This window comes from Rhizobium sp. A37_96 (assembly GCF_053521765.1).
The window spans coordinates 1-20,628 of the sequence record NZ_JBNWDS010000022.1; the positions used below are offsets into that span (position 1 = coordinate 1).

A 20,628-nucleotide genomic window follows, 5' to 3' on the forward strand; every position below is an offset into this window, starting at 1 on the left:
GAACCAGCAATCAGCATCGCAGCCAATCCAGGAAACACCAGAGCGAAGGACTTCGTCGCCAGCAGCGCCGCCGCCCTCGTCAGTGATCGGGCTTATAGATTGGCCGGCATGAAATCGTCAATGGCCAAAATCGATCCTCGTTCATGTTTTTTATAACTTATTGTAATTGCTTTATAATTTATCCAGGCTCGATAAAGTGCTCCATTTGAGAGCCTTCCAGAGCCTCGCATGACATCCGATCGAGTAGGCTTTGTTTTCTCGCGAGACGGATTTTCGAAAATCGACCATCCGGCAATGAACCATCGACGCCAGTTTCCACATCTCCCGCCATCGAACTCTAACAAATGGTCCCGCCAACGTGCTCGTCGCCAAGGCCATTGGACGGACGCAGGCACAATCGTCCGCCTTTAGCCGACCGGAGCCATGAGACCCGCACCGGCGCATGTTTGCGCCGGTGCTTCCTTTGCCGCCAGCCAGGCCCGGCCATTAGGGCCAGAGCCGCTCCTTCACCCAGCCGGCCTTTTCCCGCCGATACCGCAGGCGATGATGCCGGCGCTCGCTATCGCCCTGCCAGAACTCGACCTCATGCGGCATGACGATGAAAAGCGCCCAGCCCGCGGCAACAAGATCGGGTTCCTCCCGCAATCGCCTGTTCTGCAGGGCCAATGAATCCTCGAGGTCCCGCGGCGAGCCCAGAACCTCGCTCTGCCGTCCCGTCAACGCGACCGCCTTGGCGCCCGGCGCACGCGCGCGAAAATCGGCATAGCGCTCGTGGGCCTCGGCCTGAAACGCCATTCCCCGCAAACGCACTTGCCGGCCAAGCTGCGGCCAGTAGAAGGTCAGCGCCACGGACGGATTGGCGGCAATCTGCCGACCCTTCGGGCCGCCGCCCGTCGTTGCGAAGTGCCAGCCGCGCTGGTCGAGGTTCTTCAGGATGAGAACGCGGGCATCCGGCACGCCAGTCTCGTCGATCGTGGACAGCACCATGGCGTGCGGCTCCTTGATACCCGCCTCGATGGCATCGCGCAGCCAGACGGAAAACAGGTCGCGCGGCTCGTCGGGCGTCAGATCCGCCTCGAACGAGGGAAACGGCCCGGCCAGGGATTTCAATGCGCGCAGTTCTTCCCTCACGGTATCCCTCCTCATGGCCGCGCGATGACGAGCCGCAGCGAACCCTCGAAGAAAGGCTGCGTGCGAAGGGCGCCATGGCGACGGTCCCAGGATCCATCGGCCAGATCGCGACCGAGCTCGGCAACGAAACGCTCGCCGACAGAAGCATCGACGAAACTCCATGCGGAATTGGCAAGTCGAGCGCCGGGATCGAGCATTCGCTCAGGCCTGCCGTAATAGGCTTCGCCGAAGCCATCGATGCAATTCAGCGGAATCGGCACTGCCTTGACCTCCACATTACCGCCAAGAGCCGCCGCAATCGCATCCATGGCAGGATAGCGCCTCGCCTCGACGGCGATCATCTCCGGCGCATAGGCGTGCAGCCATGAGCGTTCCAGCAGATCCGGATCGCAGCTCAGCACCAGAACCGGACCGCGCGTGACGCGACGCATCTCGCCGAGCCCTCGCCTGAGATCCGACCATTGATGGACGGTAAAGGTCGCCATCGCGGCATCGAAGCTCTGGTCGGCGAAAGGAAGCTGTTCGGCCGTGCCGTCGATCGCGGCGGGCAGATGTTCCGGCCGCTGGGCCCGCATGGAGGCCGATGGCTCGACGGCGGTCACCTGCCGATCGACCGGCTCGTAGGAGCCCGCCCCCGCGCCGACGTTCAGCACGGTCCTGGCATCTCCAAGGGCGGCGCGGATGAATTCGGCAATATGGGGATCCGGCTGTCGATAGCGGGTATAGCCCGATCCGATCACGCCGTAATTCGCGTCGCCTGCGCTGCCGTCCCGATGTCTGTCTTGCATATCATGCCTCCGTTGCTTCTGGCGGACAAAGCTTCGCCGCACGCGAAAATGCCATCGCATCGCCGCACTATTGTTCGGTGTTGACACTGCCCTTTTGTTTCGTTGGCAAAAAACACGTTATTTTCTGGAAAGAAAACCGATATGTTCGAACACTCGATGTTCGGAAAACGCACATGGCTAGACGAATTCCCTCCCTGAATGCCCTACGCGCCTTTGAAGCGGCCGGCCGACTCGGCCGCATGACGCTCGCCGCAGACGAACTCAATGTGACGCACAGCGCCGTCAGCCGCCAGATACAGCATCTCGAGGAGGTGCTTGGCGTTCCCCTGTTCGAGGGGCCGAAAAATCGGTTGAGGCTCACCGAAGGCGGCGCGACCCTGCTGTCCGGGCTGACGACCGCGTTCGACCAGATGGACCTGTCGGTGCGCGCCGTGGCCGACACCGAAGACGGCCAGCTCGACGTATCCTGCCCCGGCACCTTCACCATGCGCTGGCTCATTCCCCGCCTTTATCGGTTTCAGGCGAACTACCCCAATATAGAGGTGCGCCTGTCGGCTTCATCGAAGCCCGTCGATTTCAACCGCGACGGTTTCGACGTGGCGATCCGGGTTGGCACTGCGCCATGGCCTGCCGGCGCCGACGTCATTTCTCTGTTTCCGGAACAGACGGGTGCCGTGCTCGCTCCGTCACTCCTTGCCGAATCCACGCCTGAATTCGACGGCCTGCCTCAACTCCACACACGCACGCGGCTGCGCGCATGGGGCGACTGGCTCGCCCGGTCTGGACGATCGGTCTCAACCGGGCCGCGCGTCGAGTACGAGCATTTTTACTTCATGCTCGAGGCCGCCAGCGCCGGCCTCGGGGTCTGCGTCGCTCCATGGCCCTATGTCAGCGACGACATCCGCTTTGGCCGGCTGATGGCGCCCTACGGGTTTCTGGAAAGCGGCCATGAATATGTCGCCCTTCGCCGCGCCCGCCGTAACCGGAAATCCGCACTCTTCTGCGAATGGCTGCATAGCGAGGCCGAAACCTACGCGCGCTCCAGCACGCCTCCGAGAAGCTGATATCTAAAGACGCGCATCGAAGCTGCGGGTGGCGACCGTCCGCACGGCAGATCAGCTGATTGGAGAAAAGCCGGCTTTGCTTAGGATCTCCTGTCCGGTCGCCGACAAAAGAAAATCCCGCAGGTGTCTGGTTTCGGCATCCGCATTCCTGCGAGTTGCCATACCGTATTCGATGATCGGCTGAAACTCGCCGGGAATATCGACGACACTGAACGCCCGGTCTACGGCCAGCAGGCGTGCGTTCGAATAATAGCTCATCATCAAATCGACCTCCCCGTCGGTGATCAGGTAGCCGGCTCCCTTGCCCGCCGGGGCAGGCGGCGAGTTGCGGCCGCCGACCAGTTGCAGAGATCGGGATTTCATCGCCTCGCCCCTCCCCGGATATCGGGCTTCGATGCGGTCGAAGACCTCGAAGGCATAGTCGCCGCCCGGATCGTCGCCCGGCGTGGACGTGCCGATCCGCACGGCCGGATCGGATAGAACCGCAAGGAAATTCTCCCTTGTCAGATCAAGGTCGGCGCGCGCGAGCACACAGAGCCGATTGCGGGCAAAGCATATGGCATCTTCCGCAAGCCCAAGCGACGCAAGGCGCCGGGGATGCGCCATATTGGCGGACGTGAAGAGATCGAATCCGACGCCCGCTTCGATCCTTTCCCGCAACAGTCCCGCAGGCCCGAGCGTCAGCGAAATCGCGATGCCGCTTTCCTGCCCGAAGGCATCTATGAGTGCCGGAAAGGCATGACGCAGACTGCCGGCGGACAGGACTTGAACAGCATCGGTCACGGGCGAATTCCTTTCCTGTCTCTTTGCCGGAACAAGGGCACGAAAGCGACGTCCACGGGCTGGCTACTGTCGAGTTTTGCCGAGCGGACGGGGATGCCATAGAGCGCTTCGAGATTGTCTTCCGTCATCACCTCATCGGTGGCGCCGAAGACGGTTCTTGCCTGGTCGAGCATGAGCAGCACCTTATCGGCCACGGCAAGCGCGTGGTTCGGCTGATGCGTGGTGAAAGCGACGGCCAATCCCTCGCGGTCGGCCAGGGTGGCAAGCAGCGACAATACGACGTCCTGGTTCTTGAGGTCCAGCGCCGAGGCAGGCTCGTCGAGCAGCAGCACTGCGTTTTCGCCTGCCAGCGCCCGCGCGATCAGCACCAGCTGACGCTCGCCGCCGGACAGCGACTCGATATTGCGTTGCGCATAGTCGGCCATGCCGGTGAGGCTAAGCGCCTCCATCGACTTATCGACATCGATCTTGCGTGGCGTCCGGAAGAGCCCGATGTGGCGGGCGCGGCCCATCAGCACCACGTCGAGCACCGAATAGGGAAAGGAACCGGAAAACTCCTGCGGCACGAAGCCGGTGCGCGGGTTCAGGTGCATGGTACCGGCAGTCGGCTTCAAGAGCCCTGCCAGCACGCGCAGCAAGGTGGACTTGCCACGCCCGTTCGGCCCGAGAATGGCGGTGATCTCGCCGGCGCTCAGGTCAAAGTCGAGCGCGCGGAACTGCCAGCGCGCGCCATCATAGGATTGGCTGGCTCGTTCCACGCGCAGATTGACCCCATCAGAAACCACGGGCGCCTCTCTGGGTCTGTCTCAGCACCAAGGCGAAGACCGGCGTGCCGATCAGCGCGGTCAGAATGCCGAGCGGGATTTCGGAACCGGTCGCGGTGCGCGCGATGGTGTCGATAACAAGCAGATAGAGCGCGCCGATCAGCAGCGAGGCCGGCATCATCACCCGGTGATCCGGGCCGACGAGCATGCGCGCCATATGCGGAACGACGAGGCCGACCCATCCGATGATGCCGCTGACGGCAACCTGCGCTGCGACGATGCAGGAGACCAGCACCAGGATCAGCCAGCGCAGCGGCTCGACATTGACACCGAGAGCGCGGGCATCCTCGTCGCCGATCGACAGGAGGTTGATGCGCCAGCGCAGGCCCAGCAACAACAGGCTGCCGATGACGACGGGACCGGCGATCAGCCAGAACTTCTCCCAATTGGCCGTCGCAAAGCTGCCGAGCAGCCAGAACACCATGGCCGGCAGCTTGTCTTCGGTATCGGCGAGATATTGCACAAGGCTCACCAGAGCCCCGAAGAAGCCGCTCACCACGACGCCGGCAAGGACCAGCGCGAGGATATTGCGGCGGGCAACGATGCCGTTCAGGGCGTAGACGATGACGAGCGCGGACAGCCCGAATGCGAATGCCGCGCCAAGCAGGCCGTAGCGCGAGAAGCTTAGGAGGATGGCAAGCGTGCCGCCGAATGCGGCGCCGGACGAAACGCCCATCACCTGCGGCCCCACAAGCGGATTGCGGAAAACGCCTTGCAGCGTGGCGCCCGACAGGGCCAAACCGGCACCGGCCAGGAGCGCCAGCAGGATGCGCGGCATACGCACGGTAAAGACGACATTCGCCTCGGTCGCCGTCACCGGCACCTCCGGCGCCGAGATCGGCGCCCAGAGGATCTGCACGACCCGCGGGAATGGAATGTCATAGCGGCCGACCCCGAGCGAAACGACGGCAACGACCGCCAGCAGGATCGCCAGCGCGGCGATCTTGACCCTTGGCCCACTCCGGCGAGAAGCCTCCACACTCATTGCGCGGCGCGATAATCGGTGCGGTAGAACTCCTTGTAATAAGCGTCGGCTTCCTTCTGCATGTCGATATCCTTGAACCGCTCGGGATAGAGTTCCTTCGCCATCCAGAGCTCGCCGAGCGCCATGGCCTCCGGCATCGGATAGCCCCACGCCTTGGCATATTCCGGCATCAGATAGATGCGGCCGTTCTTGACCGCATCGATCGTCTGCCAGGAATCGGCCTTCTTGATTTCATCCACGAGCGTCGGATAGCGCTCCTGAACGAAGATCACCGATGGGTTCCATGTCAGCACGTCCTCCATCGTCACCTGCTTGAAGCCGCTGACCGCGTTGGCCACGTTGCGGGCGCCGGCGCGCTCCATCATCAGGCCGGTATATTTGCCACGTCCATAGGTCGTGAGGTCGGGATTGGCCATATAGACCGGCACGCGCTTGTCTTCGGGAATATCGGCGAGGCGATCGGCAACGAGCTTGCGGGTCTTTTTTGTTACCGCAATCATCTCCTCGCCCTTTTCCTTGCGCCCGAGGACATCGGCAATGAGCCGCACGCCGGTCGCAAAGCCGGAGTCGATCGCGGCCGGCTCATCCTTGACGGAAGGGTTGAGCTTGACTGCTTCTGCCGGCGGCACGTCCAGCAGCGAGATTGCGACGACGGAAAGGCCGGCATCCTCGATCTGCTTCACCATGTCGGCCGGCGCGTAATTGGTCACGAAGACTACGTCCGGCTTCAGTTTCAGCAGTTCCTCGATATTCACTTTCGTAAGACCGCCCGGCATCGGCAAATTCGGCAGCTGCGGCGCGAGGCGCACATAATTGGCGCCAAGCTGCTTTTTCCATTCGTCGAGAACGCCGACCACCTTGTCCATCGCATCGAGCTGAACCGCGATGTTGAGGGTCTGATGCTGCAGGATGACGACGCGGTTGACCGCATCCGGGATATGCACCTGCCGACCGATCTGGTCGGTCACGACACGGTCGGCCCAGGCGGGAGCGGAAAACAACAAACTGCTGAAAAGGATGGCTATTTTAGCGACGGAAAACAAATGACGGAGCTTTAACATGGGCTTCTCCCGAAAGGTCCCCAATCGCTACCATTATATTTCGCTGTATACAACGACGGCCTATCGCACGTGTGACGAGCTTCCCCGCCCGAACGAAATCTGCTGCTTGGCCGCAGGTCGAGCTTACCTGAAGGCACCGATTTGCACGGCGGCGGATGTGGAACCGCCGTTACCTCGTCATGGATCTGGCGCACAGCGCAGCGGTGATGGAATGCCGGCTCCGGTCGACGATTTGCATTCCGCCGGAGATTGCCCCGTCCGCCAGGGTCCAGACGCGACTATCAGTCCGCAGCCGAACGGACCTTCCCGAAATGCAGCGAAAGGTAGGTGCCGAGCACCAGCGCGCCAGCCGCCGCCGCGATACATGTCCCATTGACGCCCAACTCGACCCCAGCGATCTTGCCGAGGGCAAGACTGACGGCGAGATTGAAGCCGCCCCAGAGGAAATTGACGAGGGGCGAGGAATTGCCGACGCCGCGGGGCTTTGCGAATGGTGTCGGGAAGGGAGTGCCCTGAAGCCCGGCCGTCAGGTGGGGCAGGCAGTTGCACAGGAACGCGCCGGCAAAGAAAGAAGCGATATAGGCCATAACAATTACCTGCAGTTGATAACGTAAGAAAAATTCGCGATCGACGAGCTGCCGGATCAGGGCGCGAGCGTGAAGCAATTCGCGGTCTATGTACACCACGGCTTTGCGGCGATGCGCCCGATCGACCGGTTCGGCCGCTCAAAGAATTTCGGGCACCATCTGGCGCAGGATCTTTCTAAGAAGCGGGCGCACGGCGGTCGTCGCGGGCGAGAGGGTGCGCTCCCTTGCGGTGATGATGCTCACTTGTCGGGTGATTGCCGGGTCCGTCAGCGGACGGGCGGCGATCCCGCGGCCGTTCAGCGCGGCAAAGGCGTAGGTCGGCAGTACCGCGACGCCGGCGCCGCTTTCGACCAGCGAAAGCGCGGTGTGAATCTGATGCACCTCCAGATGCGGGCGAAGCGGCAGACCGGCCGTCTCGAAACCGATTTCGGTCAGCAGGCGGATATTGCTCTCTCGCGTGAGAGTGATGACGCGCTGGTCGTGCAACGCCTTCCAGCCCACCTCCTCCAGTGATTTGAAAGGGTGATCCATTTCGATGAAGACCATCAGCCGGTCGCTGAGCACATGCTGGCGGTCTATCCCTTCCTCGTCGGTGTTGAATGTGCCGATGCCGATCTCGTAAAGCCCGTTGCGCACGCGCGGCACGATCAGGTCGGTTCCTACATCCTCGATGCGCAGCTTCAGGCTCGGATGAAGTTTGGCGACTTCCTGCAGAAGCCGTGGAAGGACGGTGGCGCCCAGGAGCGGCGGCGCCGCGATACGAACCAACCCGGTCCGCAGCTCGCTGAGGTCGCGCACGGACTCTACGGCCCGTTCGATTTCGGCGAGTCCCGGCAAGACGCCGGCCGCGAAGATCTGGCCCGCCTCGGTCAATTCCACCCGCCGCGTCGTACGGTCGAAGAGCCGCGTGCCCAACAGCGCCTCGAGATCGTGGATAGCATGGGAGACACCGGCTTGGCTCGTGCGCAGCCGCTCGGCTGCCCGCGAAAAGTTGCCGAGCTCGACGACGGCCTGGAAGCATTTGATCTGGCGTAAATTGATCATGAACCTATCCATACTGAAATTCACATGAATATATGCATATTCCACCTGTTCTTGAATAAAAAAATCTGCTGCTTAATGGCTCGGGAGACAGGATGTCGGCAAAGACGCCGCGTCCACGGCTCGGCATTCGCAATGCACGGAAACGGCGGAAAATAGCCGCGTTTGAGGCATTTCCGCCGGGGTGCGCGACCGACACGCCGTCTTGATACGGTTCCCCGAGCATCCGGGCGATCGAGGAGGATGAATGAAATACGACCGCAAGAACGCCAAGGCTCATTCGCGCGCAACGATGCGCGGCATCTGGGCTGCGGCCAACACGCCTTTTCGCCCGGACGGCGCCATCGATGAGGATGGCTTCCGCCGCAACATGGACCATTGGATCGCTGATCTGGGCATCGACGGCTTCTTCATCGCCGGCAAGCAGGGCGAATTCTTCTCCATGTCTCTGGACGAGCGCAAGCGCCTGTTCGACTTCTCGGTCGAGGCGACCGCCGGCCGGGCGCAGACGATCATGTCCTGTTCCGACCAAAACATGGATGTCGTCGTCGAGCTCGCCAAACATGCGCAGGCCTGCGGCGCCGACTATATCGTCGTTCATGCGCCGATCCTGCATTTCTCCAAAGCGCAGGACGAAACACTGCTGCGCTACTACGAGACGATCTCTTCAAAAGTCGATATCGGCATGGCGCTGTGGTCGCACCCCGATAGCGGCTATCTGATGAGCCCCGAGCTCTGCAACCGCCTCGCTGATATCGAGACCGTGGTTGCCATCAAATATTCCGTGCCGCGCGAGATGTACAAGACGCTCACCGCGCTTGCCGGCGACCGTATTCTCGTTTCCACCGCATCCGAGGAGGAATGGCTCGACAATGTGCTGGAACTCGGCTGGCAGCTCTATCTTTGCTCGTCTCCACCTTACACGCTGCAGACAAAAGTCGACCGGCGCATGCGCGATTACACCGACCTCGCCTTTGCCGGCAGGGCCGCCGAGGCCAAGGCGGTGAGCGCAAGCCTCCAACAGGTCCGCGACGCCTTCAAACGGTCCCGCCCGGCCGAAAAGCCGCACGCCCACCAGAAATACTGGCAGGAGTTGCTGGGACAGGCCGGCGGACCGGTACGCGCTCCATTGCTGGAACTCACCGAGGCAGAGAAGCGGCTGACGCGCGACGCCTTCGAACAAAGCGGACTGAAGCTCGGCTAATCCACAAAAGAGAGGAACGACAATGACCAGACTGAGCGCATTCAATCTTCAGAAATGGATCGACGAGCACCGCCATCTGCTGCAGCCGCCCGTCGGCAACCAGCAGATCTGGAAGGACGGCAACCTGATGGTGACGATCGTCGGCGGCCCGAACCGCCGCACCGACTATCATGACGATCCGTCGGAAGAATTCTTCTATCAGCTCAAGGGCGACATGGTGCTCAAGCTCTATGACGGCAAGGAGTTCTATGACGTCCAGATTCGCGAGGGCGATGTCTTCCTGCTGCCCGCCCATGTCCGCCATTCGCCACAGCGTCCCCAGGAAGGCTCGATCGGTCTCGTCATCGAAGCGGTGCGCGAGGAAGGAGCTCTTGACGCGGTAGAGTGGTATTGCTTTGAATGCACAACCCTGGTTCACCGAGCCGAAGTCGATCTGGAGTCCATCGTTGACGACCTTCCTCCGCTTTACGCGAAATTCTACGCAGATGAGAAACTTCGGACTTGCCCGAAATGCGGAACGATTCATCCCGGCAAGACGCCGCCGGAAGGCTGGGTGAAACTGCAATAACCTCCGCCCCGGGAGAGGCGGAGGGGAACCGTATAAATAAATGCAATAACGAAAATGATGGGGAACCCTATGACATTGAAGAATACCTTACTCGCGCTGACCGTTGCGCTTGCCAGCGCAACCGCCGCGTTCGCGGCCGATCCGGTCAAGATCGGCGTCATCACCACCCTGTCCGGTCCCGGCGGCTATCTCGGCCAGGACGTCCGCGACGGCATGAAGCTCGCAATCGACATGGAGGGCGGCAAGCTCGGTGGCGTGCCGGTCGAACTCGTCGTCGAGGATGATGCCAACAAGCCGGCCAATGGCCGCCAGATCGCCGAAAAGATGATGGGCGACGAAAAGATCAAGCTTCTCACCGGCATCATCTTTTCCAATATCGCCGGCGCAGTGGTGCCGGACGTCGTCGACAACGGTGCGATCTACGTCAGCGCCAATGCCGCGCCGTCCAATCTCGCCGGCCCGGACTGCAATGCGAACTATTTCGTCGTTCCCTGGCAGAACGACTCGCTGCACGAAGCCTCCGGCATTGCGGCCAAGGAACTCGGCTACAAGCGCGCCTTCATTCTGGCGCCGAACTATCAGGCCGGCAAGGACGCACTGGACGGCTTCAAGCGTACCTTTGGCGGCGAGATCGTCGGTGAGGTCTACACCCAGCTCGACCAGACCGACTATTCGGCCGAAATGGCGCAGATCCGTGCGGCGAAACCGGATGTCGTTTTCCAGTTCCACCCCGGCGGGCTCGGCATCGCCTTCCTTCGCCAGTATCAGCAGGCGGGACTGCTCGGCCAGATACCGATGGTGCTCTCCGAACCTTCCAGCGACGCGGTCATCCTGAAGAGCCTCGGCGATGCCGCCGTCGGCCTGAAGGTCACGTCGCACTGGAGCCCGGACTTCGACAATGCCGCCAGCAAGGAACTGGTCGCAAAGTGGAAGGCCACCTATCCGGATCGGCCCCTCACCACCTACGGCACCCAGGGCTATGACGTCGCCCGTCTGATCGCTTCCGCGCTCAAGGCAACCGGCGGCATCGACGATATCGATGCCTTCCGCGCCGCGCTGAAGAAGGCCGATTTCCAGTCGGTACGCGGAAAGTTCAGCTTCGGCCCGAACCAGCATCCGGTGCAGGACTGGTATCTGCTCGAGGTTGTAAAGGGCGCCGATGGCGTGCCGACCACGAAGACCGTGCGCAAGCTTATCGAAAACTACGGCGACATCCACGCCAAGGATTGCAAGCTCTGATCCGTGCGCCAAGGCCCGGGCGACGCCTCGCGCGCCCGGGCCTTCCTGCTTTGGCTTCGATCTCTGCCCGACAAAAGGTCACCGGACCGCCCAATGACTCTTATCCTTGAACAATTGCTCAACGGCCTTCTCTACGGCGTCATGCTGTTCCTGATGGCGGCGGGGCTGACTCTCATCTTCGGCATCATGGGCGTCATCAATCTGGCCCACGGCTCGCTCTACATGGTGGGCGCCTTCGTCGGCACCTGGGTGGCGAACGCCACCGGCAACTTCTGGCTGGGGCTGCCCGCCGCACTGGTCGCCACGACGCTTGTCGGCATCATCGTCGAGCTAGGCGTGATGCGGCGTCTCTATGAGAGGGACCATCTCGACCAGGTTCTGGCGACCTTCGCCCTCATTCTGATCTTCAATGAACTGACGGTGCTGCTGTTCGGCCGCCAGCCGATCTTCCTGCAACTTCCCGACATGCTGTCGCGGCCGATCGAGCTGTTTCCGGGGCTTCTCTATCCGCCCTTTCGCTTGCTGATCATTCTCGTCGGTCTGCTCGTGGCGCTCGGCCTCTATTTGTTGATCAACCGCACGCGCATCGGCATGCTGGTCCGCGCCGGCTCGACCAACCGCGATATGGTGCGAGCGCTCGGCGTCAACATCAAGCTGCTTTACACGGCAATTTTCGGACTGGGTTCGCTGCTGGCCGGGCTGGCCGGTTTCATGATGGGGCCAGTGGTCAGCGTCCAGATCGGCATGGGCGAGCAGATCCTGCTTGCGACCTTCGTGGTGGTCGTCATCGGCGGCGTCGGATCTGTCAAGGGAGCTTTCGTCGCCGGCATCACGCTCGGCGTGCTGGATACCGGCCTTAGAGCCTTCATGCCGGGATTGCTGCGCCACATCATGGCCGGCCCCGATGCGGACGCACTGGGCGCCGGCATCTCCTCCATGGGCATATACCTCTTGATGGCTATCGTGCTGCTCGTCCAGCCCAAGGGCCTCTTTCCAACGAAAGGCTGAGCCATGCGCCGCATTCTTCCCTATCTCGTGCTGATCGTCTGTCTCGCGGCTCTGCCCTATGTCGCGCCCGCGCTCGGCCAACCCGCGCTGCCGAGCCTAGTTGCCCGCGTCATGATCTATGCCATCGCCGCAGCCAGCCTCAACCTCGCGCTCGGCTTCGGCGGCATGGTATCCTTCGGTCACGCCGCCTTCTTCGGCATCGGCAACTATGTCGTCGGCATCCTGTATTTCCACCATGCGGAGGGCGTGCCGCTGTTCGGTTTCATTCCGGGCACGGACCAACTGCTGATCACGATCCCTGTCGCCATCCTCGTTTCCGGCCTGCTGGCGCTCGTCATCGGCGCGCTGGCGCTCAGAACGGGCGGCGTGCAGTTCATCATGATCACGCTTGCCTTCGCCCAGATGCTGTTCGCCTTCTTCGTCTCGCTCAAAACCTATGGCGGCGACGACGGCATCATCGTGCGCAATGCCAATACGCTGTTCGGCATCGGATTGCGTGACAAGACGGCGGTGTATTTCGTGATCCTCGCCGTCGCCGTCCTCTATTTCCTCTGGCTGAACCGCGTGATCGGCTCGTCCTTCGGCACCATGCTCGCCGGCATCCGCCAGAACGAGAAGCGCATGATGTCGCTCGGCATCGAGCCGTTCCGCTATAAGCTCTTTGCCTTCGTGCTGTCCGGCATGGGCGCGGGGCTCGCCGGCGCGCTGATGGCGGTCTTCATGCGCTTTGTAAGCCCCGATACATTGGCCTGGACCAAGTCCGGCGAGTTGATGATCATGATTATCCTCGGGGGCGTCGGCACCTTTGTCGGCCCGATTTTCGGCGCGGCCGCCTTCATCATCCTACAGACCTATCTGGCAAGCTGGACGGAGCACTGGCAGCTTGTTCTCGGCATCCTCCTGCTGGTCGTGGTGCTCGGCACCAAGGGCGGCATCAACGGGGTCTTCGCCCATTTTCGCAAGAGGGCTGCATGACGACGATCCTCGAAACCCACGGCTTGGTAAAGCGCTTCGCCGGACTGACGGCGACCGACAATGTCAGCTTCGCGCTCGATGAGGGCCAGATTCATGCCCTGATCGGCCCGAACGGCGCCGGAAAATCGACGCTCATTCACCAGCTCTGCGGCAATCTGCTGCCGACCGAAGGCCGGATCATGTTCGCCGGCCAGGACGTAACCCGACTGGCGCCTGCGGCCCGCGTGGCTCGGGGGCTGGGGCGCACGTTCCAGGTCACGAGCCTGCTCGGCGAATTCACCGTGCGCCAGAATATGGCCGTCGCCGTCCAGGCAAGGATGGGCCGCAACCTGCGCATTCTCGATCGCATGAACGCCCGCCGCGACGTTTGGGACGAGACCGACGACTTGCTCGGCGGCAGCCCGCTCGGCAGGCGTGCCGACGTCGTTGTCGACGATCTCTCTCATGGGGAGCGAAAGCAGCTCGAGCTTCTGGTCTCCCTGGCCGGCCGGCCGAAGGTTCTGCTGTTGGACGAGCCGATGGCCGGTCTCGGCCATGCCGAAAGCCAGGAGATGATCGACGTGCTGAAAGGCCTTCGCGGCAAGGTAACGATCCTGCTCGTCGAGCACGACATGGACGCCGTCTTCGCCCTTGCCGACCGCATTTCCGTGCTTGTTTACGGGCGGATCATCATGACCGGCAGTGCCGAAGAAATCGCCGCCAGCGCCGAAGTGCGCGAGGCCTATCTCGGAAACGAGGACGAACTATGCTGAGCGTCGAAGAACTTCAAGCCGGCTATGGCCACAGCCAGGTGCTGTTCGATATTTCATTCGAGGTTGCCAAGGGCGAATGCGTGACGCTCATGGGCCGCAACGGCATGGGCAAGACCACGTCGATCAAGACGATCATGGGCCTCGTGCCCGCCCGCGGCGGCAAGGTGACGATCAGCGGCCATCCGATGACCGGACAGCCGACGGAGCGGGTCGCCCGGCTCGGGGTCGGCCTCGTCCCCGAGGGGCGGCAGATCTTTTCGACGTTGACCGTGCGGGAGAATCTGGTGGCGACCGCCGCCAACCGCCAGAAATACGCCGACGGCTGGACGCTGGAACGCGTCTATGAGCTGTTTCCGCGCATGCGCGAACGTGCCGAGCAGAATGCGGGCACGCTTTCAGGCGGGGAGCAGCAGATGCTGGCCATTGGCCGGGCTCTGATGACCAATCCGTGGCTCCTCATTCTCGATGAGGCGACCGAGGGGCTTGCCCCCGTCATTCGCGCCGAAATCTGGGACGTGATCGGAAAATTGCGGGCGGCAGGCCAGTCGATCCTTCTCGTCGATAAGAATCTTGCCGTGCTCAAGCGGCTTGCCGACCGGCACTACATCATCGAAAAAGGACGAAGCGTCTGGTCGGGCAATGGTGCCGATCTCGATCGGGACTATGAGCAGGTGCAGGGCTATGTCGGAATCTGAAGCGATCTGTCTTGTCGGTTGGGGTGCCATCAACCAGCGCGTGGCCGCGCTGCTGGCCGAGCGCGGCTCGCCTTTCGACATCGTCGCCGTGGCTGTCCGCGATCCGGCGCGCGAACGCGACGACCTTCCCCTCGGCGCGCGGCTGATTTCACAACCCGGCGATCTTGCCGCGACCGGCGCGGCACTGGTCGTCGAGGCGGCAGGGCGCAGCAGCGTGCTGCCCTTTGGTCGAGCCGCGCTCGCCGCCGGCATGGACTTCGCCGTCTCGTCCACCTCCGCCCTGGTCGATACGGCAGCGCTGTCCGAGCTGATCGCTCTCGCGGAAACGGGAGGCCGGCAATTGCTGGTGCCTCCCGGCGCGCTCGGCGGGGTCGACGCGCTGGCGGCGGCCTCCCGGCTCAATCTCACGGATGTCGAGCACCGCATCGTCAAGCCGCCCAGGGCCTGGCGCGGCACCGCAGCCGAAACGCTCTGCGACCTCGACGCGCTGCAGGCTCCCCTATCCTTCTTCCAGGGATCGGCGCGGGAAGCGGCCGACCGCTTTCCGCAAAACGCCAACGTCGCCGTCATCACCTCGCTTGCCGGCATCAGCGTCGACCGGACGCGCGTCACGCTGGTTGCCGATCCGGAGGCCCGGCTCAATGCCCACGAGATCCGGGCCGAGGGCGATTTCGGCCTGCTTGAAATCCGCTTGCAGAACCGGCCCCTGGCGACCAACCCGAAGTCCTCGGAGATGACCGCGCTCAATATTGTTCGACTGATCGAAAACCGGGCCGCCGGCCTCGTTCTTTGAGACCCCTTGAGGAGGAAATGATGAACCGCTTCGCCAGCCCGTTGATCGCCGAAGAAACCTGGCCACGAGAACGGCTTGACGTCGATTACAATGCACGCGCCACCGTCGGCGACCGCTTTCCCGACGAGATGCAAGCCTATCGCGAAACCTCGGACGAAGTGCGCAGCGCCTGGCTCCGCTTTGCCGATATTGTCTACGACGGCAAAAGCGGCCAGACGCTCGACATTTTCGGACCCGAGAGCAGCGATGGGCTGCGCCCGGTCTTCCTCTTTATCCATGGGGGCTACTGGCGAGCTCTATCCAAGCAGGATTCTGCCATGATGGCGGGGATGCTGGCCAAAGCAGGCATTATGACCGCCGTCTTGGACTATCGCCTTGCGCCCACCGTCACGCTTTCCGAAATCGTCCGCGAAGTGCGCGCTGCCCTTGCCTTTCTCTGGCAAAATGCCGCCCGCTACGGCATCGATCGCAACCGCATTCATATCGGCGGCAGCTCCGCCGGCGGTCATCTCGCAGCCATGCTGCTCGCCGGCGGATGGCACGAGGATTTCGGCGTGCCCGAAAACGTCGTCAAGTCGGCCCTGCCACTGAGTGGCCTGTTCGAGCTTGCACCGTTGGCGGCGAGCTTCCCCCAGGAATGGCTTTCGCTCGATGCGCAAGACGTGGACGCTTTGAGCCCGATCCGGCATCTGCCTCGGCTTGGCTGCCCGATAGTCGTTGCCTGGGCGGAAAAGGAAGCTCCGGGTTTCAAGCGCCAATCAACCGCCTTCGCGGAGGCATGGGCCGATCTTGGCCATCCAGTACGGATGCTGGAAGTGCCGGGCCGCAACCACTTCGATATCCTCATGGAACTGCGAAGCGACGAGACAGCCCTTTCTCAAGCGCTGCTGACGGTGATGGGCGACTGAACGTCGCCCGCCCGTTACATGGTCAAAACAACATGACGTGGCCGCGAAGCCTCCTCCGTGCCCTGTAATGGACGTCGTCGTCATGCGTGTCGTCGGCATTCAGCTCGAAGAAAGCTGCTCGATCGGCTGCAACACCACGGCGCCCCGGGCGATCGAGTCAGCCGGGGCGGTTCGTCTCTCGTCAATGAAGGAACGGCGCCCTCACTCCACGAGATGCGAGATGGTCTTGACGATCGTATAATGGAGGATGCCCTCGGCTCCGCCCTCGCGGCCGAGGCCGCTGTCCTTGACGCCGCCGAACGGCGTTTCGGCACGGGATGCTTCCAGCGTGTTGATCGAGACATTGCCGGCTTCGAGGCCCCGCGCGATCCGGTCGACATTGGCGGCCGAACGAGCAAACCCGTAAGCTGCAAGCCCGAAGGGCAGCGCGTTTGCTTTTTCCAGCGCCTCGTCGATGGAGCGCACCGGATTGATCAGCGCCAATGGACCAAAAGGTTCTTCCCGCATCGCGCGAGCATCGTCAGGCAGCTCCGCCATCGCCGTCGGCGCGAAGAAATAGCCGCGCTTTTCCAGCCTGTGGCCACCGCACAGGATCCTGGCGCCCTTCGCGCGGCCGTCATCGACCAGCGCCTGCAGCGCCTCTATGCGGCGGTCGTTGGCGACCGGGCCCATCTGCGTTGCCGGATCGAGGCCATCGCCGACCTTGATGGATTGCGCCTTTTCCACGAAAGCCTTCGTGAAGCGCTCGTAGACGCTCTCATGCACGAAGAAGCGTGTGGGTGAGGTGCAGACCTGACCGGAATTGCGGTACTTGCGCGTTGCGCTGCTGATACCGGCTGCGACCGGATCGACGTCGTCACAGACGATCACGGGAGCATGACCTCCAAGTTCCATCAGCGCCGGCTTCATATGCCGGGCGGCGATCTCCGTCAGGTGCTTGCCGACGGCAGTGGAACCGGTGAAGGCGATCATGCGGATTTCGTGACGCGGGATCAGGAACTCGGATATTCTGGCGGGAATGCCGAATACGAGGTTCAGCACGCCTGCCGGCAGGCCGGCATCCTCGAAAGCCCGGGCAATATGCATGACACCGCTCGGCGTTTCCTCCGAAGCCTTCATGATGACGGAGCAGCCCGAGGCGATGGCGCCGGCGATCTTGCGCGCCGGCTGGCTCATCGGGAAATTCCACGGAGAAAAAGCCGCGACAGGGCCGATCGGCTCATGCACGACCATATAGCGGATGCCCGGCTCGCTTGGGATGACGCGGCCATAGAGCCGTACGCATTCGCCGGCATCCCATTCGAAGAACTCGCAGCCACGGATGACTTCAAGCCGCGCCTCGGCGAGCGACTTGCCGTTTTCGACCGTGATCGATCGGGCGATGTCCTCGATGCGCTCGCGCATCAGGGCGGAAGCCTTGAGGATGATCTCCGACCGTTTCCACGGCGAGGTGCGGCTCCAGGCCCGGAAGCCTTCAGCCGCCGCGGCGAGTGCGTCCTCGAGATCCTGCTCACCGGCAACGGCGACGGTTCCGATGACATCCTCGGTTGCCGGATTGATGATCGGCAACGTCTCGACCGTCTTTCGCCAGTTGCCGCCGATGTAAAGCGGAACGTCGGCATTCATCGTCATCTGGGCACCTCCCCGCACGCAAAAAGAACTGGATTTTCAAGCCTGTCAGCTGGATGCCCCATGGATGCAATTCATTCGGTCATATAACAATCCACATAAATCGAATGAATTCATGTCTCCGCTGAATAAATTAGGGTGAGGAGTAGAAGCTTCTCATCGTCATGCAGCGATCAAGTGATGCCGCCGGCATCGCATTCGCGCCTTCCCGGTTCGACCTCGGTTTGCACCGAAGCCTCATCCGGGATAGAGCAGGTTTTCATCCGGTCGCCTCGGCGTCGGGCGACAGCATGAACTGCAATTCATCACTACACGATACGAGACGGACATGACCGACCAGGACGACGACTACATCTATGACGAGGCAACCGGCGAATGGCGCCCCGCTTCCGAAATCGCTGCGGAGAAGGCCAGGGCCGCAGAGGCTCGCGATGCATCCGGCAATGTGCTCGCCGACGGCGATTCCGTCGTGCTGATCAAGGATCTCAAGGTCAAGGGCGCCGGCCAAACGCTGAAGCAAGGGACCGTCATCCGATCGATCCGGCTCACCGAAAACCCGGAAGAGATCGACTGCCGCCACGACACCATCAAAGGGTTGGTCTTGCGCACCGAATTCGTGCGCAAGCGCTGATACGGCTTCGGACACCAAGGCGCCCGCATCTCCGGCGCGGTGCCTTGACGTTCGGCGGGGGGCAGGCATTGCTTTCAAGATGGCGGTTGGGCACCCTGGCGGGATATGCGAACCTCGAATCGATGAATTCGAGTGGCGCGTCGAACCTGCCGGGACCTGCCGGTCGCCAGCCTTCCGGTAAGGTGTTTCGCATTTTTCTGTAAAGTCATGCGGGGTCGCGCACCGTACCTTATATTTCTCATTTGGAGGACAATGAGAAACGCAAAGGTATGGAGGAGTTTACCTTGGCAACGACTGCAGAGGAAAATACAGCACGCATATCCCCCGAAGATGAAAAGCTCAGCCTCGGCGCCAATCTCGCCTACGGCCTTCAACACGTACTCACGATGTATGGCGGCATCGTTGCCGTTCCGCTGATCGTCGGCCAGGCATCGGGGCTCTCGCCATCCGATATCGGTCTGCTCGTGACAGCCTCGCTGTTTGCCGGCGGCCTGGCGACCATCTTGCAGACGATCGGGATACCGTTCTTCGGCAGCCGCCTGCCCCTGGTGCAGGGCGTATCTTTTTCCGGTGTCGCGACGATGATCGCCATCACCGGGCATGGCGGCATCCAGGCGGTTCTCGGCGCGGTCATTGCGGCGTCATTCATTGGCCTCATCATTACGCCGGTGTTTTCGCGCGTCACGCGCTTCTTTCCGCCCCTTGTCACCGGCATCGTCATTACGACCATCGGCCTCACGCTCATGCCGGTTGCGGCGGGCTGGGCGATGGGCGGCAACAGGAACGCGCCGGATTTCGGCAGCCAGGCCAACATTCTGCTCGCGGCCGTAACGCTGTTGATTGTCTTGCTGCTCAGCAAGCTCGCGAGCGCAGCCATATCGAGGCTATCGATCCTGCTTGCCATCATCATCGGCACCGGCATCGCCTATGCCGTGGGCATAGCCGATTTCTCGCGCGTGGCGAACGGACCGTTCGTCGCCCTGCCGCAGATTTTCCACTTCGGCTATCCCGTCTTCGACACGGCGGCGATCATTTCGATGTGCATCGTGATCATGGTAACGCTCGTCGAAACCTCCGCCGACATTCTTGCCGTCGGTGAGATCGTCGGAACCAAGGTCGACGCTCGCCGGCTCGGCGACGGCCTGCGCGCCGATATGCTGTCCAGCATCCTGGCTCCCGTGGTCGGCTCCTTCACACAGAGCGCCTTTGCGCAGAATGTGGGCCTTGTGGCCGTGACCGGCATCAAGAGCCGGTTCGTCGTGGCAACCGGCGGTCTCTTTCTCGTCGCCCTCGGATTGCTGCCGGTCGTCGGCCGTATCGTGGCGGCGGTTCCAAGCTCTGTCCTCGGCGGGGCGGGCCTCGTCCTGTTCGGAACGGTGACCGCGAGCGGGATCAGAACCCTCGCCAAGGTCGACTACGACAACAACATGAACCTCATCATCGTGGCGACCTCGATAGGGTTCGGAATGATCCCGATCGCAGCTCCGGGCTTCTACGAGCATTTCCCGCCGTGGATCGTCACGATTTTCCATTCGGGTATCAGCTCCGCGGCCCTGATGGCGATCATGCTGAACCTGCTGTTCAACCACCTGAAGGTGGGCAATTCGGATCAGCAATCGGTCTTCGTTGCAGGAACGGAACGTCTGATCCGGTATCAGGACGTCGCAGGCCTGCATGACGGCGACTATTTCCTGAACGGCAAGCTCTATGACGCCAACGGTTCGGAGGTGCCCTTGATCCCTGCGGAAGCCCATTGATCGAACGAAGTTAGGCGGCTTGCGGGCGTTCGGCGCCGGCAAGCCGCCTTTTTTGCGCTCGATCGTCATTCATGCGGGCAAGATACCGGTGCCTGCGGTCAGGCCGCCGGCCGGAATACATCCAGAACCGCGCGCGACATAGCTCACCGGGACCTTCCTTCCTCGCTGCCCGTCCGCAAAAAGGCAGCGGCGCGACCGCAAATTG

Annotated in this window: 21 protein-coding genes; 12 read left to right on the forward strand and 9 right to left on the reverse strand. The window is 62.2% G+C overall.

The features are described 5' to 3' along the window. Positions 1-486: 486 nt before the first annotated feature. Together ACQZ6J_RS30855 and ACQZ6J_RS30860 are read right to left on the reverse strand one after the other, a co-directional pair. A complete protein-coding gene (locus ACQZ6J_RS30855; protein ID WP_449086816.1) occupies positions 487-1,131 on the reverse strand; it encodes a pyridoxine/pyridoxamine 5'-phosphate oxidase in 645 nt (214 codons plus the stop codon). Positions 1,132-1,142: 11 nt separating this feature from the next. Further along, on the reverse strand, positions 1,143-1,919 hold the full coding sequence (locus ACQZ6J_RS30860) for a class I SAM-dependent methyltransferase (RefSeq protein WP_449086817.1): 777 nt from the start codon (positions 1,917-1,919) through the stop codon (positions 1,143-1,145). 173 nt (positions 1,920-2,092) lie between these two features. Here ACQZ6J_RS30860 and ACQZ6J_RS30865 point away from each other — a divergent pair, with 173 nt between their 5' ends. Next, positions 2,093-2,983, forward strand: a complete 891-nt coding sequence (locus tag ACQZ6J_RS30865; protein ID WP_449086818.1) for a LysR family transcriptional regulator — start codon at positions 2,093-2,095, stop codon at positions 2,981-2,983. 51 nt (positions 2,984-3,034) lie between these two features. On the opposite strand, the gene ACQZ6J_RS30870 is transcribed toward ACQZ6J_RS30865, so the two are convergent. From ACQZ6J_RS30870 to ACQZ6J_RS30895, 6 genes are all read right to left on the reverse strand, one after another. Next, on the reverse strand, positions 3,035-3,766 hold the full coding sequence (locus tag ACQZ6J_RS30870; RefSeq protein WP_449086819.1) for a molybdate ABC transporter substrate-binding protein: 732 nt from the start codon (positions 3,764-3,766) through the stop codon (positions 3,035-3,037). Next, entirely contained in the window at positions 3,763-4,551 is a 789-nt protein-coding gene (locus tag ACQZ6J_RS30875; RefSeq protein WP_449086820.1) for an ABC transporter ATP-binding protein, read from the reverse strand. The genes ACQZ6J_RS30870 and ACQZ6J_RS30875 overlap by 4 nt, the downstream gene beginning before the upstream one ends. Continuing rightward, complete coding sequence (locus ACQZ6J_RS30880; RefSeq protein ID WP_163992751.1) at positions 4,541-5,575, reverse strand: FecCD family ABC transporter permease; 1,035 nt, start codon at positions 5,573-5,575, stop codon at positions 4,541-4,543. The genes ACQZ6J_RS30875 and ACQZ6J_RS30880 overlap by 11 nt, the downstream gene beginning before the upstream one ends. Then, complete coding sequence (locus tag ACQZ6J_RS30885) at positions 5,572-6,636, reverse strand: ABC transporter substrate-binding protein (RefSeq protein WP_449086821.1); 1,065 nt, start codon at positions 6,634-6,636, stop codon at positions 5,572-5,574. The genes ACQZ6J_RS30880 and ACQZ6J_RS30885 overlap by 4 nt, the downstream gene beginning before the upstream one ends. Before the next feature lie 281 nt (positions 6,637-6,917). Next, the gene (locus tag ACQZ6J_RS30890; protein ID WP_449086822.1) at positions 6,918-7,223 is read right to left on the reverse strand and encodes a hypothetical protein; all 306 of its coding nucleotides are present in this window, start codon (positions 7,221-7,223) and stop codon (positions 6,918-6,920) included. 138 nt (positions 7,224-7,361) lie between these two features. After that, positions 7,362-8,267 (reverse strand): LysR family transcriptional regulator, encoded by a 906-nt coding sequence (locus ACQZ6J_RS30895; RefSeq protein WP_163992745.1) that lies wholly within the window; start codon positions 8,265-8,267, stop codon positions 7,362-7,364. Between the two features lie 244 nt (positions 8,268-8,511). Here ACQZ6J_RS30895 and ACQZ6J_RS30900 point away from each other — a divergent pair, with 244 nt between their 5' ends. From ACQZ6J_RS30900 to ACQZ6J_RS30940, 9 genes are all read left to right on the forward strand, one after another. Beyond that, positions 8,512-9,468 (forward strand): dihydrodipicolinate synthase family protein, encoded by a 957-nt coding sequence (locus ACQZ6J_RS30900; protein WP_449086823.1) that lies wholly within the window; start codon positions 8,512-8,514, stop codon positions 9,466-9,468. A 22-nt stretch (positions 9,469-9,490) separates the two neighbouring features. Then, complete coding sequence (locus ACQZ6J_RS30905; RefSeq protein ID WP_163992741.1) at positions 9,491-10,036, forward strand: 3-hydroxyanthranilate 3,4-dioxygenase; 546 nt, start codon at positions 9,491-9,493, stop codon at positions 10,034-10,036. Between the two features lie 69 nt (positions 10,037-10,105). Continuing rightward, positions 10,106-11,275, forward strand: a complete 1,170-nt coding sequence (locus ACQZ6J_RS30910; RefSeq protein ID WP_163992739.1) for an ABC transporter substrate-binding protein — start codon at positions 10,106-10,108, stop codon at positions 11,273-11,275. Between the two features lie 93 nt (positions 11,276-11,368). Next, positions 11,369-12,283 (forward strand): branched-chain amino acid ABC transporter permease, encoded by a 915-nt coding sequence (locus ACQZ6J_RS30915; RefSeq protein ID WP_163992737.1) that lies wholly within the window; start codon positions 11,369-11,371, stop codon positions 12,281-12,283. Positions 12,284-12,286: 3 nt separating this feature from the next. Next, a complete protein-coding gene (locus ACQZ6J_RS30920; protein ID WP_449086824.1) occupies positions 12,287-13,258 on the forward strand; it encodes a branched-chain amino acid ABC transporter permease in 972 nt (323 codons plus the stop codon). Continuing rightward, a complete protein-coding gene (locus ACQZ6J_RS30925) occupies positions 13,255-14,010 on the forward strand; it encodes an ABC transporter ATP-binding protein (RefSeq protein ID WP_449086825.1) in 756 nt (251 codons plus the stop codon). Before ACQZ6J_RS30920 ends, ACQZ6J_RS30925 begins: the two co-directional genes overlap by 4 nt. Beyond that, the gene (locus ACQZ6J_RS30930) at positions 14,004-14,705 is read left to right on the forward strand and encodes an ABC transporter ATP-binding protein (protein WP_449086826.1); all 702 of its coding nucleotides are present in this window, start codon (positions 14,004-14,006) and stop codon (positions 14,703-14,705) included. Before ACQZ6J_RS30925 ends, ACQZ6J_RS30930 begins: the two co-directional genes overlap by 7 nt. Next, positions 14,692-15,498 carry an aspartate dehydrogenase gene (locus ACQZ6J_RS30935; protein WP_449086827.1) on the forward strand — a complete coding sequence of 269 codons (807 nt, stop codon included), beginning with the start codon at positions 14,692-14,694 and terminating at the stop codon, positions 15,496-15,498. Before ACQZ6J_RS30930 ends, ACQZ6J_RS30935 begins: the two co-directional genes overlap by 14 nt. 20 nt (positions 15,499-15,518) lie before the next feature. Beyond that, complete coding sequence (locus ACQZ6J_RS30940; RefSeq protein WP_449086828.1) at positions 15,519-16,406, forward strand: alpha/beta hydrolase; 888 nt, start codon at positions 15,519-15,521, stop codon at positions 16,404-16,406. Between the two features lie 201 nt (positions 16,407-16,607). On the opposite strand, the gene ACQZ6J_RS30945 is transcribed toward ACQZ6J_RS30940, so the two are convergent. After that, entirely contained in the window at positions 16,608-18,032 is a 1,425-nt protein-coding gene (locus ACQZ6J_RS30945) for an NAD-dependent succinate-semialdehyde dehydrogenase (RefSeq protein ID WP_449086849.1), read from the reverse strand. A gap of 331 nt (positions 18,033-18,363) precedes the next feature. On the opposite strand from ACQZ6J_RS30945, the gene ACQZ6J_RS30950 reads away from it, so the two are divergent. Next, entirely contained in the window at positions 18,364-18,666 is a 303-nt protein-coding gene (locus ACQZ6J_RS30950; protein ID WP_163992718.1) for an alkylphosphonate utilization protein, read from the forward strand. Between the two features lie 284 nt (positions 18,667-18,950). After that, positions 18,951-20,423 (forward strand): nucleobase:cation symporter-2 family protein, encoded by a 1,473-nt coding sequence (locus ACQZ6J_RS30955; RefSeq protein WP_449086829.1) that lies wholly within the window; start codon positions 18,951-18,953, stop codon positions 20,421-20,423. Positions 20,424-20,628: the final 205 nt, after the last annotated feature.